The sequence below is a fragment of the Sporosarcina sp. JAI121 genome (assembly GCF_013408665.1).
Taxonomy (GTDB): Bacteria; Bacillota; Bacilli; order Bacillales_A; family Planococcaceae; genus Sporosarcina.
In genome coordinates this window covers 51,304-66,569 of sequence record NZ_JACCCL010000005.1, presented here as the reverse complement: position 1 = coordinate 66,569, position 15,266 = coordinate 51,304, and the positions used below count along the sequence as shown (strand labels likewise).

The 15,266-nt window shown below is 41.5% G+C and carries 15 protein-coding genes, 1 tRNA gene and 1 rRNA gene; 11 read left to right on the top strand and 6 right to left on the bottom strand.

What is annotated here, in order from left to right; all coding sequences use genetic code 11:
- From rrf to tsaD, 6 genes are all read left to right on the top strand, one after another.
- Positions 1–99: ribosomal RNA gene (gene rrf / locus HDC33_RS15895) — 5S ribosomal RNA — on the top strand; the annotation flags it as partial.
- 67 nt (positions 100–166) lie between these two features.
- Positions 167–242, top strand: a tRNA-Asp gene (locus HDC33_RS15890).
- 286 nt (positions 243–528) lie between these two features.
- On the top strand, positions 529–981 hold the full coding sequence (gene tsaE, locus HDC33_RS15885; RefSeq protein WP_179393548.1) for a tRNA (adenosine(37)-N6)-threonylcarbamoyltransferase complex ATPase subunit type 1 TsaE: 453 nt from the start codon (positions 529–531) through the stop codon (positions 979–981).
- Positions 978–1,688 (top strand): tRNA (adenosine(37)-N6)-threonylcarbamoyltransferase complex dimerization subunit type 1 TsaB, encoded by a 711-nt coding sequence (tsaB, locus tag HDC33_RS15880; RefSeq protein WP_179393547.1) that lies wholly within the window; start codon positions 978–980, stop codon positions 1,686–1,688. The genes tsaE and tsaB overlap by 4 nt, the downstream gene beginning before the upstream one ends.
- Entirely contained in the window at positions 1,681–2,133 is a 453-nt protein-coding gene (rimI, locus tag HDC33_RS15875; protein ID WP_179393556.1) for a ribosomal protein S18-alanine N-acetyltransferase, read from the top strand. The genes tsaB and rimI overlap by 8 nt, the downstream gene beginning before the upstream one ends.
- Positions 2,130–3,152: a tRNA (adenosine(37)-N6)-threonylcarbamoyltransferase complex transferase subunit TsaD gene (gene tsaD / locus HDC33_RS15870; protein ID WP_179393546.1), complete on the top strand. Its 1,023-nt coding sequence runs from the start codon at positions 2,130–2,132 to the stop codon at positions 3,150–3,152. Before rimI ends, tsaD begins: the two co-directional genes overlap by 4 nt.
- A 376-nt stretch (positions 3,153–3,528) precedes the next feature.
- Here the strand turns inward: tsaD and HDC33_RS15865 are convergent, their stop codons facing one another.
- Positions 3,529–5,457, bottom strand: coding sequence for an ABC-F family ATP-binding cassette domain-containing protein (locus tag HDC33_RS15865; RefSeq protein WP_179393545.1), 1,929 nt, complete (start codon positions 5,455–5,457; stop codon positions 3,529–3,531).
- Between the two features lie 123 nt (positions 5,458–5,580).
- Here HDC33_RS15865 and HDC33_RS15860 point away from each other — a divergent pair, with 123 nt between their 5' ends.
- The 3 genes from HDC33_RS15860 to tatC all read left to right on the top strand — a co-directional run bounded on the left by HDC33_RS15860 (position 5,581) and on the right by tatC (position 7,349).
- Positions 5,581–6,231, top strand: a complete 651-nt coding sequence (locus HDC33_RS15860) for a redox-sensing transcriptional repressor Rex (protein ID WP_179393544.1) — start codon at positions 5,581–5,583, stop codon at positions 6,229–6,231.
- A gap of 120 nt (positions 6,232–6,351) precedes the next feature.
- On the top strand, positions 6,352–6,537 hold the full coding sequence (locus tag HDC33_RS15855) for a twin-arginine translocase TatA/TatE family subunit (RefSeq protein ID WP_179393543.1): 186 nt from the start codon (positions 6,352–6,354) through the stop codon (positions 6,535–6,537).
- Between the two features lie 17 nt (positions 6,538–6,554).
- Positions 6,555–7,349 (top strand): twin-arginine translocase subunit TatC, encoded by a 795-nt coding sequence (tatC, locus tag HDC33_RS15850; protein WP_179393542.1) that lies wholly within the window; start codon positions 6,555–6,557, stop codon positions 7,347–7,349.
- A 54-nt stretch (positions 7,350–7,403) separates the two neighbouring features.
- Here tatC and HDC33_RS15845 read toward each other — a convergent pair whose 3' ends face one another.
- Positions 7,404–8,141: a CPBP family intramembrane glutamic endopeptidase gene (locus HDC33_RS15845; RefSeq protein WP_218843311.1), complete on the bottom strand. Its 738-nt coding sequence runs from the start codon at positions 8,139–8,141 to the stop codon at positions 7,404–7,406.
- A gap of 186 nt (positions 8,142–8,327) precedes the next feature.
- Between HDC33_RS15845 and groES the strand changes: the two genes are divergently transcribed.
- Positions 8,328–8,612, top strand: a complete 285-nt coding sequence (gene groES / locus HDC33_RS15840) for a co-chaperone GroES (RefSeq protein ID WP_179393541.1) — start codon at positions 8,328–8,330, stop codon at positions 8,610–8,612.
- Positions 8,613–8,667: 55 nt separating this feature from the next.
- Positions 8,668–10,302 carry a chaperonin GroEL gene (gene groL, locus HDC33_RS15835; protein WP_179393540.1) on the top strand — a complete coding sequence of 545 codons (1,635 nt, stop codon included), beginning with the start codon at positions 8,668–8,670 and terminating at the stop codon, positions 10,300–10,302.
- A gap of 136 nt (positions 10,303–10,438) precedes the next feature.
- On the opposite strand, the gene uvsE (HDC33_RS15830) is transcribed toward groL, so the two are convergent.
- From uvsE (HDC33_RS15830) to HDC33_RS15815, 4 genes are all read right to left on the bottom strand, one after another.
- Positions 10,439–11,404, bottom strand: a complete 966-nt coding sequence (uvsE, locus tag HDC33_RS15830) for a UV DNA damage repair endonuclease UvsE (protein ID WP_179393539.1) — start codon at positions 11,402–11,404, stop codon at positions 10,439–10,441.
- Positions 11,405–11,445: 41 nt separating this feature from the next.
- Positions 11,446–12,399 (bottom strand): UV DNA damage repair endonuclease UvsE, encoded by a 954-nt coding sequence (gene uvsE / locus HDC33_RS15825; RefSeq protein ID WP_179393538.1) that lies wholly within the window; start codon positions 12,397–12,399, stop codon positions 11,446–11,448.
- 257 nt (positions 12,400–12,656) lie between these two features.
- A complete protein-coding gene (locus HDC33_RS15820) occupies positions 12,657–13,037 on the bottom strand; it encodes a YmaF family protein (protein WP_179393537.1) in 381 nt (126 codons plus the stop codon).
- Positions 13,038–13,501: 464 nt separating this feature from the next.
- The gene (locus HDC33_RS15815) at positions 13,502–14,917 is read right to left on the bottom strand and encodes a PQQ-dependent sugar dehydrogenase (RefSeq protein WP_179393536.1); all 1,416 of its coding nucleotides are present in this window, start codon (positions 14,915–14,917) and stop codon (positions 13,502–13,504) included.
- Positions 14,918–15,266 lie beyond the last annotated feature (349 nt).

The window sequence follows — 15,266 nt, the reverse complement described above, 5'->3', positions numbered from 1 at the left end:
AGAGGTCACACCCGTTCCCATACCGAACACGGAAGTTAAGCTCTTCAGCGCCGATGGTAGTTGGGGGTTTCCCCCTGTGAGAGTAGGACGTCGCCAGTCTCACACATTTAGTTTCGACATGAATGTGGAACAATTAGTTGTAACGTCGAAAAGTAATATCCATTTAGGTCCCGTGGTGTAGCGGTTAACATGCCTGCCTGTCACGCAGGAGATCGCCGGTTCGATCCCGGTCGGGACCGCCATTTAATTTTAAATTCAGAACCGATTCCAGGGATTAATTCCGGAGTCGGTTTTTTTGTATCTGAAGTTTTATAAATGCAAACAACAATTTGTGGCAAGTAAGTAATAACTTATCGGAAGTAAACAACTTTATGCTGTAGTAAACACTTCATCAAAAGTAAACAGCCTTCCGTGGAAACTAACGAATGTTCCATCTCCCCTCACAAAAACACATATAAAAGCATCAATACTTTCCGAGATACCATATTTTCGGTACACTATAGCAAAGAAGCAGAAAGGAAATACGCTATGAACAGGGAAATAGAAGTTAATTCCGTTGAGGAAACAGAAAAGATTGCGTTAAAACTTGCGACTCTTCTTGCCCCTCCGGATGTCCTGACACTTGAAGGCGATCTTGGTGCCGGGAAAACGACATTTACGAAGGCGCTTGCGAAAGGCCTGGGGATAACACGAACTGTCAACAGTCCGACATTTACAATTATCAAGCAGTATGAAGGAAATTATCCATTCAATCACCTGGATGTCTATCGTTTGGCTGGCAGTGATGAGGATCTTGGTTGGGACGAACTATTTTACGGTGATGCGATATCTGTCGTAGAATGGGCACATCTTATTAAAGATGATTTGCCTGTGGAATGTCTGGAAATCCAGCTAGTTCATGGCGGCGGAGATAAACGCATAATTACGTTCACGCCGATAGGTGAGAGATATGAAAAGATTTGTGAGGGGATTTTTTTATGATTTGGCTTGGTTTAGATACGGCTAACACACCAATTTCAGTTGCAATTGTCAAAGATGGAGAACTATTGGTGGAAGAGACTTCGGCAATGCCTATTAACCACTCGCTGCGTGCTATGCCAGCGATTGAAGAACTATTGACAAAAGCGGGTTTGACGCCATCCAATCTTGATGCAATTGCAGTTTCAGAAGGGCCGGGTTCGTATACAGGAGCGCGGATTGGAGTGACGATAGCTAAGACACTTGCTTGGACTCTAGGTAAACCTTTAGTTGGCGTATCCACTTTGAAAGCACTGGCAGCAAATGCGTTATTCTTTAACGGTCTGATCTGCCCGATAGTCGATGCAAGGAGAGGGAATGTTTACGCAGGTGTTTATCGGCAGGAAGATGGACAGCCTATTGGAGTTATTGAGGATGGTCATTATTCTCTTGAAGAATTGGTTGTCTTGCTTGAACAGCAAAGCGGCCCTATTCTATTCGTTGGAAAAGATACGGCTATGCATGAACAAAAAATAGTTGAACAGCTGGGTGAGCGGGCAGTTTTGGCGCCGCTTCAACTTAATCTACCTCGCGCGTCGTCACTCATCTATGTTGCAGCTCAATCTGAGCCGGAAACGGATTTACATGCATTTGTTCCGGAGTATCGGCGTATCGCTGAAGCCGAGGCAAACTGGTTGAAAGAGCAGGGGAAGGAAAATGATCGTGGATAATGCAGTAGTTTATAGAGAGATGGTAGGAGGGGATATTCCTTCTGTTGTCGAAATCGAAAATGAAGCATTCGCTACTCCATGGACAGAAGAAGTCTTCGAACATGAAATGACAGGCAATGACTATGCGCATTACGTCGTCGCTGTGAGTGGAGAAGAAGTCATAGGACATTGCGGAATGTGGGTTGTCATGGACGAATGCCATATCACGAATGTTGCGGTACGGAAGCATATGAGGGGTAATGGAATCGGCGAGGCATTGATGAAGGAAGCGATTGAGCATTGCAGGGAGAATGAAGTCCGTTTAATGACACTGGAAGTGCGGATGACCAATACTACAGCTCAAAACCTTTACCGTAAGCTTGGTTTCCAGGACGGCGGAATTAGGAAAAACTATTATTCGGACGACCATGAAGATGCGCTCGTCATGTGGGTGGAATTCAAATGACAAATGATATTTATATTTTAGGGATTGAAACAAGTTGTGATGAAACGGCTGCTTCCGTCGTTAAGAATGGAACGGAAATTATTTCGAACGTTGTGGCGTCGCAAATAATAAGCCAGAAACGGTTCGGTGGTGTTGTCCCCGAAATCGCATCTAGACATCACGTCGAACAAATTACATTGGTAATTGAAGAGGCACTTGCAAATGCGGAATTAAAACCGGCGGAGCTCGATGCAGTTGCAGTCACGGAAGGTCCGGGCCTTGTCGGAGCATTGTTGATCGGAGTCAATGCTGCGAAAGCGTTTGCCTTCGCTAACAACTTGCCTATTATCGGGGTCCACCATATTGCAGGACATATTTATGCAAATGCACTTATGCAGCCGATGGAATTCCCGCTACTTGCGCTTATCGTCTCAGGAGGCCATACAGAGCTTGTCATAATGGAGGGGCATGGTTCGTTTAAACTAATCGGGGAAACGCGTGATGATGCCGCAGGTGAAGCCTATGACAAAGTAGCACGTGTCTTAGGTCTTCCTTACCCAGGTGGACCGCAAATCGACAAACTGGCTGCTGAAAGTGACGGACAAATCGAGTTTCCAAGGGCTTGGCTTGAGCAGGATTCGTATGATTTCAGTTTCAGTGGTCTAAAGTCGTCTGTTATTAATTATAAACATAATCTTGCACAACGCGGTGAAGCGGTTAATCCTGCTCATGTCGCGGCAGGTTTCCAAGCTAGTGTTGTTGAGGTGTTGACGGTAAAAGCGTTGAAGGCTGCGAAGGAATTTGGTGTAAAGCAAGTAATTGCAGCGGGTGGTGTAGCGGCGAACAAAGGGCTACGCGCTTCTTTGGAAGAAACATTCCAAAATGAAGGGATACCCTTTTACGTTCCGCCGATTGCTCTCTGTACAGATAATGCAGCAATGATTGCGGCGGCCGGCTCGGCAATGTTCATTGACGGAATACGTGGAAATCTTACAATGAACGGCAAACCTGGTATGCCACTCTCTTCATGGAATAAATAAAAACGTAAAAACACGGAAGTTGCCATATTGCGACAACTTCCGTGTTTTTTATATCCGGATTATTTTTTAGATGTCAATAGGGAACATTCGTACTTATGCACATTTGTGGATAAGTTGTGCATAACTATGGTATATGTGTATTTAATAACAGTGATGGAAGGATAACTTTGTGTATAAGAAATACTTTATTTGTGGATATTGTGGATAATATGAATCTATTACCGGTATATGTACACTTTGTGTGTGGATAATATTGTGGAGAGTAATTTATGGTAACTTTCATAGTATCCCTCAATCCGATAAATTACGACAACAAGAAACGACAAAGCGTCACGTAGAACTTGGGATTCTAGTTCAACGTGACGCTTCCATTATCCTACATAGACTCCAGTTCTTCCTGCAGAATAAGCCAATTCTCTGATTTACTGTCATGCTCCGCTTGAAGGGCATCAATCTGTGCCTGCAACTCCATCAATTTCACATGATTGTCTGCGAATTCGGGGATGGAAAGCTCATCGTGAAGAGCCGTAATTTCATCTTCCAAAGTGGAGATTTGCAACTCGATTTCATCAATGGCTCTTGTCAGCCTTCTTTCCTGCCTTTTAAGTTCTTTGTCGTCTTCATTTCTTTTATCAACGATAGGGGTTGCTGCTGTTTTAGCTGCATTCGATTCGGCAAGCAGTTCTTCTTGCTCCAGCTTCTTCTCTACGAAGTAATCGTAGTCACCGAGGTATTCGGTCGCACCTGTTTCACTGATATCAATCACTTTTGTTGCAATCCGGTTAATGAAGTACCGGTCATGTGACACGAAGATGAGTGTGCCCGGGAAGTCGTCCAATGCATTTTCGAGAATTTCCTTGCTATCAAGGTCAAGGTGGTTTGTCGGTTCATCAAGGACAAGCGTATTTGACTTTTGCAGCATCAGTTTAGCAAGTGATAGGCGGGCTTTTTCTCCGCCTGACAATGAAGTGACGGACTTCTCCACATCTTCACCGGTAAATAAAAAGCGTCCCAGTACAGAGCGTACATCTTTTTCATTCATCATCGGCCAATCATCCCATAATTCTTGGAGAACGGTACCGGTTCCGATTAGTGTAGCTTGTTCTTGATCATAATAACCGAATTGCACATTTGTACCATAACGGATCTTACCTGCTAACGGTTCTTGGGCTTTGACGACTGTCTTCAAAAGTGTGGATTTTCCGACGCCGTTTGGTCCTATGAGTGCAATCCGATCTTGTTTGTAGACCCGCATAGCGATACCGCTTGAAACAGCGACGCCATCATAACCGACGGCTACATCTTCCAGCGCCAGCACATCATTGCCACTAGGCCGATCGATTGAAAAGGTGAAGTTCGCCGATTTCTCATCTCCATCAGGGGAACCCATCCAATCCGTCTTTTCAAGGGTTTTACGCCGGCTCTTCGCCATTTTTGACGTCGATGCACGTGCAATATTCCGCTGAACAAAATCTTCAAGCTTAGCCTTCTCACCCATTTCCTTAACATAAAGCTTTTGATCACGTTCGTAATTCTTCGCTTTTTCGTCAAGATATGCACTATAGTTACCCGTATACTTCACTACTTTTTTCCTCGAAACTTCGTAGACGATGGTCACGATTTCATCTAAGAAATAACGGTCATGGGAAACAATCAGGATTGCTCCTTCATAGGATACCAAGTATTTCTCAAGCCAACCGAGTGTTTCGATATCCAGATGGTTTGTCGGCTCATCGAGGATGAGAAGGTCCGGTTTACTCAGCAGCATCTTAGCGAGCGCCAATCGCGTCTTCTGACCACCCGAAAGTAGAGTGACGTTTTTGCTGTAGTCCTCAGGATAAAAGCGCATCCCATGCAGGACCGAACGTGTATCGGATTCATACTGATAACCGCCGGAGTCTTTGAATTCGACTTGCAGGGCGTCGTATTCCTTCATGACGCGTTCATAGTCGGCCGGGTTATCGTAGACTGACGGATCTGCCATCTGGCCTTCCAGTGATCTGAGTCGTTTTTCGATAATATGGAGCGGCTCGAAGACGGTCATCATCTCTTCCCAAACAGTCAATAAGGAATCAATGCCTGAATGCTGTTCAAGGTAGCCGATCCGTATATCTTTAGGAACGATTAAATCGCCTGAATCCGGAGTCATTTCACCTGCAATTATTTTGAGAAGAGTCGATTTCCCAGCTCCGTTCCTTCCGACAAGTGCGACGCGATCGCGGTGCTGAACTTCCAGTTTTACGTTTTCCAATATATCTGTTCCTGAAAATGATTTTGTTAGTCCATTCACTTGTAATACTATCAAAATAAGCACCTCTATTCCTCTTCAGTTTAATGGAATGGCACGAAGCGTGCAATGGTCGACTTTACAACATCCCTTATCTACTGTACGATAGAATCGCCTTTAAGTACGCGCAGGAGGGTTAACATGACAGGGGAAACACCCAAAATTCCACAGGCGACGTCAAAGCGTTTGCCTCTATATTATAGGTTTCTTCAAAACTTCGCTAATTCCGGAAAGAAACGTGTGTCATCCAGTGAATTAAGTGAAGCGATGAAAATAGATGCTGCCACGATTCGACGTGATTTCTCTCATTTCGGGGCACTCGGCCGTAAAGGTTATGGCTATGATGTGCATTATCTCGTCGATTTTTTCCGCCAGACACTCGATCAAGACGAAGAGACGGATGTTGCGCTCATTGGCGTTGGTAGTTTAGGTAATGCTTTCTTGAAATATAATTTCCATAAGAATCATAATACGCGTATCGTCATTGCATTCGACCCGAAAGCTCCGAGTGATGGGGAGGAGACGAGCGGAATACCTGTCTTTCATCCCGACATGATTAAAGAAAAAATCAAGGAGTTAGGTATCGATCTTGTTATCCTCACAGTACCTTCTCGTGTAGCGCAAGAAGTGACAGACCAACTGGTTGAAATCGGCGTAAAAGGAATACTTAATTTCACTCCGGTCCGACTTGCAGTGCCGGAATCGGTTCGGGTTCATACAATCGATTTGTCCGTCGAATTGCAAACGCTTATCTACTTCATCAAAAATGACGTAAAAGATTCACATATCTAATGGTTCGTTATTAGTAATCCCGACAGCTTTCGTGTAAAATAGACATAGGAAGGATTGAACTATATCCTTTCCCAGGAAGGATTGAACTTCAATTCCTATCTCATGAAGGAGGTGTCCGAAATGCCAGGTCCAGGAAGTCTGATTATCATCGCTGTTATTGCTCTACTCGTATTCGGTCCTAAGAAATTGCCTGAAATCGGGAAAGCCTTTGGTTCTTCATTGCGTGAATTCAAACACGCTACAAAAGGTCTTGTAGAAGACGACGAGGTAAAAAAAGTGGAAGACAAGAAAGAAGAACTGAAGTAAGTTAGGATGTCTGTCCGATGAATGATAAAAACTTAACAGTCATTGAACATATAGATGAAATTAGGAAACGGCTGATGGTTATCGTCGTTTTCTTTGTTATTGCAATAGTGGGTGCTTTTTTTGTCGCAAAGCCGCTTATCCAATTTTTGCAGTCGGATGGGGAAGCGAATAATATTGCGTTGAATGCTTTCAACGTACTCGATCCAATCATGATTTACGTGAAAGTGATCATCTTTATCGCATTCATCGTCATTTCACCGGTGCTGATGTATCAATTATGGTCTTTCGTTTCACCGGGATTGCATGAAAGGGAACGTCGCGCGACATTAAATTATATTCCGTTCACCTTTTTCCTTTTTATCGGAGGAATTGCTTTTTCGTATTTTGTCTTGTTGCCATATGTGATGAAGTTCATGATGAACTTATCCACAGAGCTTGATATAATTCAGACAATCGGGATAAATGAGTATTTCACTTTCCTATTCCAATTGCTTATACCTTTTGGGATTGTTTTCCAATTACCGGTTGTCTTACTGTTCTTAACGAGACTCGGTATATTGAATCCGAAGACACTTGTGAAAATACGGAAGTACGCTTATTTTGTCCTGTTTGTGATTGCAGCGTTCATTACACCGCCGGACTTGTTGTCACATATGTTCGTCACCGTTCCGTTATTTGTGCTTTATGAAATCAGTATTTTCATATCCCGTTTTGGTTACAGAAAGTACCTGAAAGCGGAACAGCAACGGCAGTTTGAAGAAGCGAAAGCTGAGCAACAACGTCAAATTGAAGAAGTTAACAATCAACAGTAGAAATAATAAAAAAGTCTTCTACAACCCATCATATCCGGGTTGTAGAAGACTTTTTTAGTTCAGGAAAAAGATGATTACAGGTTTCATCTCTTCTTGCCATTGCTGTATTTTTTCAATGTTCAAGTTGAGGATTACAACGAAACTGTTCATCAGTAAGTGGGCAATCATCGGCGTCAATATCCGTTTCGTCCGGTAGTACAGATACGCGAAAACGAAAGCTGGCATCATATACATCAGAAGGTGTTCGAATTCGTTATGCACAGCCGCAAACACCAGTGCGCTGACCGTGGCAGCAATCCAGAAATTCGTCTTTTGATAAACCCCACCAAAGATAACCCTTCGGAAAACGATTTCCTCCAGAAACGGCGCAAAGAGCACCATGCAAACAATAATGATTGGAGATACTTTCGCAATATCAGAAAGAATTGCAGTATTGTCGGATCCTGGTGTAATCCCGATTGCACTTTCGATAGCACCGGCAAGCATCTGTCCTCCCAAAGCGAGAAAGAAACCGATGAAGCCCCAGAGAATTGAGTTGCTTATGGAAGACTTCTTTCCTTTGAAAACATGAAAGAAGTTTTTCTTTGGAACAATTAACATCAGGAAGATGATTGCCGCAATTGAGTTGACTGTGAAAAGTGACCAAGAACTAGCCCTGTATGCCATATCCAGTTCGACGAAGTCTTCGTTCCAAGGATAGTAGACTAATAAGCCCTTGGTTACAAAAATGCTGCTTACATGCATTAGGATGTAAGTGATTATAAGATAAAGATAGATTTTCCCATTCTTCAAGTAACGCCACCCTTTCAACTGTGGTTGTGCTCAATTTTAGCTGTTTGGGGCGAGATTAGCAAAGAGAAAATGTTCGGAGTATTTCACTTGCAATATATGCAAATGTTCATTATGATTAGAAATGTATTAGCACTCAGGTCTAATGAGTGCTAAATGGAAGAAATTACTTTGAGGAGGTTGTTTCAATTGTTGAAACCACTAGGTGACCGTATTGTTATCGAGCTAATCGAGGCAGAAGAAAAAACGTCAAGCGGTATTGTAATTCCGGACTCTGCGAAAGAGAAACCGCAAGAAGGTAAAGTTTTTGCGACTGGTACTGGACGCGTTCTTGAAAACGGCCAACGCATCGACTTGGAAGTTAAAGAAGGAGATCGCATCCTCTTCTCAAAATATGCTGGTACTGAAATCAAACATGAAGGTTACGAATATCTGATCTTGCGTGAAAGTGACATTTTAGCGATTATTGGTTAATAGACCAATGCTCGGAAAGTTTACAAAAACACAAAAATCAGGAGGGTACTTATAAATGGCTAAAGAAATTAAATTTAACGAAGACGCACGAAGCGCAATGCTGCGTGGGGTAGATACATTAGCGGACGCTGTAAAAGTAACGCTTGGACCTAAAGGACGTAACGTTGTTCTTGAGAAGAAATTCGGTTCACCGCTTATTACGAATGATGGTGTAACAATCGCACGTGAAATCGAACTTGAAGATGCATTTGAAAATATGGGTGCAAAACTTGTTGCTGAAGTAGCGTCTAAGACGAACGAAATTGCTGGTGACGGTACAACGACGGCAACTGTGCTAGCACAAGCAATGATCCGTGAAGGCCTTAAAAATGTTACAGCAGGTGCAAACCCGGTTGGAATCCGTAAAGGAATCGAAAAAGCGGTTGCGACTGCTGTTGAAGGCCTAAAAGAAATCTCCAATGAAATCGAAGGAAAAGAAGAAATTGCACAAGTTGCATCCATCTCTTCCGGAGACGAAGAAGTAGGGCAACTCATCGCTGAAGCAATGGAACGTGTCGGCAACGATGGCGTCATTACAATCGAAGAGTCAAAAGGCTTCACGACTGAATTGGACGTTGTTGAAGGGATGCAATTCGACCGCGGCTATGCGTCTGCATACATGGCAACAGATACAGACAAAATGGAAGCAGTTCTGGACAATCCGTATATCTTGATTACAGATAAAAAGATTACGAACATCCAAGAAATCCTTCCTGTTCTTGAGCAAGTCGTTCAACAAGGCAAACCACTTCTTATGATTGCAGAAGACGTAGAAGGCGAAGCGCTTGCAACACTTGTTGTGAACAAACTGCGCGGGACATTCAACGCTGTTGCTGTTAAGGCACCAGGATTCGGCGATCGCCGTAAAGCGATGCTTGAGGACATTGCAACATTGACTGGCGGGGAAGTTATCACTGAAGACCTTGGTCTTGATCTTAAATCAGCAGACATTTCTCAACTTGGCCATGCAGTGAAAGTTGTCGTGACAAAAGACAACACGACAATTGTTGAAGGAAGCGGAAATTCCGATTTGATCGCGGCACGTGTCAACCAAATCCGCACGCAACTTGAAGAATCCACTTCTGAATTCGATAAAGAGAAATTGCAGGAGCGTCTTGCGAAACTTGCAGGCGGCGTAGCAGTTATCAAAGTCGGAGCGGCTACTGAAACTGAACTGAAAGAACGTAAACTTCGCATCGAAGACGCTTTGAACTCAACGCGTGCAGCTGTTGAAGAAGGTATCGTTTCTGGTGGTGGGACTGCTCTTGTAAACGTCTACAATAAAGTAGCGGGATTACTAGAGTCTACTGAAGGCGATGTAGCTACAGGCATCAAAATCGTACTTCGTGCGCTTGAAGAGCCTGTACGCCAAATCGCTAACAACGCAGGCCTTGAAGGATCTATCGTTGTAGATCGTCTGAAACGCGAAGAAGTAGGAATCGGCTTCAACGCAGCAGAAGGCGAATGGGTGAACATGATGGAAGCTGGAATCGTTGACCCGACTAAGGTTACTCGTTATGCACTCCAAAACGCAGCATCTGTTGCAGCAATGTTCTTGACTACTGAAGCTGTAGTTGCAGACCTACCTGAGCCAGCAGGCGCTGGAATGGGCGGAATGCCTGACATGGGCGGTATGGGCGGCATGATGTAAGAAGAACCTGAAACCCTTGATAGTTAAGGGTTTGCGGGGCAAAGAGTAGTGAAATGCTAACACTTTGCTAACATAGTGGATTAATCCTGAGGCCTCTCATTAGTTGTGCAAACTTCTGGGAGGCTTCTTTAATTATTTACTTTAAGGAGAAAGAAGAGCCATCAATAATTTCAACGTCTTTCCTTGATTTTACTTCATCCATTAATTTAAAAAGCGCTTCATCTTTCCTCTTAGCCTCAATCATACAGTCAATTTGTGGAATACTACCCTTTATTACTGTAAGGAATCTAAAAAACATATCGACGTCTACATAATCTGAATGATGGCGAAATGCTTTATCATTCTTTGGACTTGATATATGCATTTTCATTGAGAGCGGTGAATGCCCCCATGTCTGGACAACTCTATTCCAGTTGGTTTCCCAAGTTGCATCTTGGTGATTGGCCAGATGATGATGATAATCGAAAACTAGAGGTATATTTAGTTTTTCACATAAGTAAAGTGTATCTTCCAACGTAAAAGAAGTATCATCATTTTCAAGCATGATGATATTTTGAATCCTATTCGGAATGTCCATCCAGTTATCAACAAAACGTTCAAGTGAATTTTCGGTTTCTTTATAATTACCGCCAACATGCATGACACAGCGATGAGTTGGGTCAATCCCCATCGCCTTTAATAATAAGTAATGTAGTTTTAAGGTGCTTATTGAATTTTTCAAGATATGCTTCTCTTTAGAATTTATTAGAACAAAGTGATCTGGATGAAAATCAACTCTAATCTTATGTTTTTTTGCGAAATCTCCAATCTCACGAAGCGGTTCTTTTAATGGCTTTATATAATTCCAATCAAGAAGCTCCTCGTGGTTTGCTAAAGGAATAAGGCGAGAGGTTAGCCGATAAAAATGAATATCAGACGCTGCATTATGTTTTAACAGTCTAAGTGTGTTGTGCAAATTCGAAAGTGCAATACGTTCCAATTTACGGATGGCTGCTTCCCGATCATCAATTTTTTTGAATTGAGCAAAAGTCATGGTTTGCGAAGGGGATGCATTTTCAAGTTCCATACTCATTGCAACATAACCAAGACGGACAATCGTCATCTATTCCACCTCATCATTTTTATATATTCTAATCTCCACGGTTACCATTCCACAGATGAACCTGAAATACGTTTGACTCCCCGAATTGCAGCTATTTCATCTATAAGCCTGTGCATAGCAAGGTTCTTTTGTTTTGCTTCTATCATTATGTCAAAGTCTTGATTAAGCTCCTTTGCCATCTTTAAGAAGGGGAGGACAAAGTCTAAAGAGACAAAATCAGCATGGGAACGATAGGCTTGGTCAGATTTCGGTGAAGAAATGTGGACTTTCGGTACAACATTAAAGTTATTCCAAGTCTCAAATATACGGGGTAAGTAAAGAGGGAGGTCGCACTCCCCATTATTTGCCACATAGTGATGATAATCAAGTACCATTGGAATGCTTTCCTTTTCACAAGTAATGAGTGTTTCCCGAATGTCATACGTTTTATCATCATTTTCAAGCGTCATATGCTTCTTAATTTCCACTGGCAATTTTTTTAGATTTTGATGGAAACGGTTTAAAGAACTATTTTTATCCCCATAGGCTCCGCCAATATGAATATTGATTAATCCCGAATCAAGAGCATTCATTGCTTTGAGCATCGTAAAATGATATTCCATATCTTTTACTGCATTCGTTGTTACTTCTTCTCTTTCGCTAGTGAAAAGCGTAAATTGATTTGGATGAAAGCTTACTCTAAGCTTAAAATTTTGGATTAAATTCCCGATTTCTTCCCATTCGTTTTTGAATGGGGTTAAGAAATCCCACATCACTTCCGGATGGGTTGCTAAAGGGACAAGTGAGCTTGAAAACCGGTATAATTCTATTTCATGCGCGATATTATAATATAAAATTCTTTTTGTGTGCTGTAAATTTTGTGCTGTTACCGATTTCAACTTTTCCATTCTTTCGTTTTTAGGAAGCGCTGAATACCGTGTGAAAGTTAAGGTTTTTGATGGACTTGCATCCCATAAGCCTAGTGCATTTGCTACATAACCGAACCGGATTTTCATCTACTTTCCCCCTTTATTCAATACTTTGAGGTTGAAATCTAAATCTGACAGATAACTTCTAAGTTCATTTTAAACAGTAAGCAGAAATTTGTATCTAATAGTATATTATCGGCAAAAATCCTTTTATGTAAACATAAAATGAGAATGGAAATACAAAATGTATGTAGTGATTTCAATTGTTCGCTAAGTAACCCCCCTTAGAGTTCCAAGGGGGTATAATTAATTTATTAATATAAATTGTGATTTATAAAACATTATTATAAACTTGTTCTACCGCTATATCCGTGTCTGTGGGGATTAGTACCATTTACAGTAGTGAAACCGCTAAACTCATGATAATGATCACCGTTGGGAAGGGGTATAGCTAAACCAGTAACTCCACGTCTCTCGTGTCGATGTCGATCATCGACAGATGTAAAAGTAAAGTACCTATGAGTGTCTGGTACACCACTAGGGGCTGGTTCAGTAGTTCCAGCATATCTGTGATTATGTCCTACATCAAAAGAAGTGACACCCCTAAATTCATGGACATGAGCAGGCACGGGTCTTCCATCCCATTGAGTAATAAAAAGCTGATGGGAATGAATAAGATTAGAATCGTCCGAATGATACATGAATCCGGAAACTGGTATTTCCAAGAGTATAACTCCTTTTTGCTTTTTCAATACTATATGCATGTGGGAAAAAAGGTTTCAAACTTATGTCGATAAAGAGGTTTGTTAGTACATTTCGCCACACCTCTTGTGTGAAGAAATGTACTTAAAGTAACGGGTGCGTTAATTCAAGAAGGATTGAGGCACATCTTTGTTGAAGTTATTGAACTAAAGGGGTAACGCGGCAAGTTATGTTTTCTGTAATAATTCCGGATATTCGGTGAAAGACTCATGGTTTTGGTTTACCGCCGGCCATATCGAGAGCCTCACTGCAAAACTTCCGCAATAAGTACTTCACGAATAGGGCCAAATGTAGAGTCATCTTTGAAATACCCTGAAAAATAAAAAAACAAGGGAGCCGCATTGCTCTCTTGTTTGTTTTAGATTTCAATTCAATTAAATCCAAGAAGAGATTTATCCGGTATTAATTCGGATTTTATAGTAAGGAGTCATGGAACAATTTCAAAAACAGTACCTTCGTTAACATCAGTCACATTCATAGAGCCATAAACCCCTAAATAAAGTCTGGTTTGATCCATATTCGATCCTAAATTAACGTAATAAGCTGATCGAGACCCAAAATTATAATCGGTTTGAATCACACTAAAATCATTTGGTTTACCATCTGTTCTTACCTTAGTATAAGCTAAAACCCCTCTACCTGGAGATTGAGATTCCTCATGCCTGGCAAGATCGGTAAACATAACGCTTCCCGTTAAATCGGGGATTCTATTCCCCATATAGGCTTGCACTCCTGTAAGTGCCGTTCCTCCAAACTTATCGGGTTGGGGATCTTTATGAAAATAACTAGTTAGGGGCTGAAGACGCCTCAATGAAGTTTTTATTGCTTCATTGTAATAAGCTATTGTTTTCTCATCCAGAGTTGGATTTGCAGAGCAGCCCCTTATAATAGAAGCAGGAAAAGCACCTTCCCACCCTCGCCAGCCCAAGTTAATAAAACCTTCTTGGTCAGGTTCAGCTTTCATTAAAGAAGTTTGAACAAGCTGAGTAACCGGTATTGGTTTATAATGAATGAATGAAAAAATCGACTCTACCAAGTCCTGTCCAACATTCCCTATATATTTGATATACTGATTATAAATTCTTTGAAATGAAATACCTGGTATATTTCGAACGCCTTTGGCAATTACCGTTAGCGTTTCCTGAGTAGGTACGGGAAGTTCATTAAAACGTGTGACTACGGGTGGATTATAGATAAATGTATTCTTACCCACATCTATTTCAATTATTTTCCCAGCTATCTCCATATCGTTTTGACTTAAATTAAATGGATCATAGCCTGATCCACCATCTCCGGTTGTTAAAACAAGTTTTCCAGTTTCAGGTGAGAAGTTTAAGCTATTGACCCCATTATGATTTGAAAATGGTCTTCTTAAGTTAAGTAATGTCCGTCGTTTTTGAGGTTGACCGCTCGATTGTAAAATCCATTCTTCAACTGTATCAATATGATCATATTGAGTTTCTCTGTTAATCCACCTTAGTGTTAAAGTTATGGGATCACACGGGTTAGGCTCAAAAGGTTCAGGATGAGCACCTGGACCTTGTGTTCCCGCTACTGAATAATGAAGATAAAATAGACCATTATTATAAAAATCGGGATGAAACGCTAGACCTAGCAATCCCCGTTCATCATATCCACCACCAGAAACACCTAGTTTTATAATTCGCAGGCGAATATCTAAAAAAGTTCTTATAACTCCGTTTCCTATGTACAAAATCTCACCTACCTGGGTTGCAATGAATAATCTTTCAATTGAGTCACCCGGAAGTATAGTTGTTTTCAAAACAGTGGGTAAATTTATGTTATTTACTATGGGCCGTAAACCAACCTTAATTTTTCTCAACTAACTTTACACTCCTTTATATTGTTTTCTTTTTTTAAAATATGATTAGAAAAGTTCTATTAGCACTAAATTAGGGTCGGGGAACCTGAAAAGGCATTGAATCATTTTCCGCACCAGCGTCGGAGGAATCAAGGGTGATGGACTAGGCTAGGGAATGACCCATTCGTTTTTTTTATTGCGCACAACATACGCTAGCGGCTAGTCTTGCTGCAATTTCACCTGTGCCAGAAATTAAGAGAAGGTGGGGAGTATGCTTACAATTGAATAGTTTAAAGTTATAAGCATTTCTTTGTTATGGGGAATGTTTTTTATTTTTGTCCAAATTTAAAAAGATATAACAATAATAAAG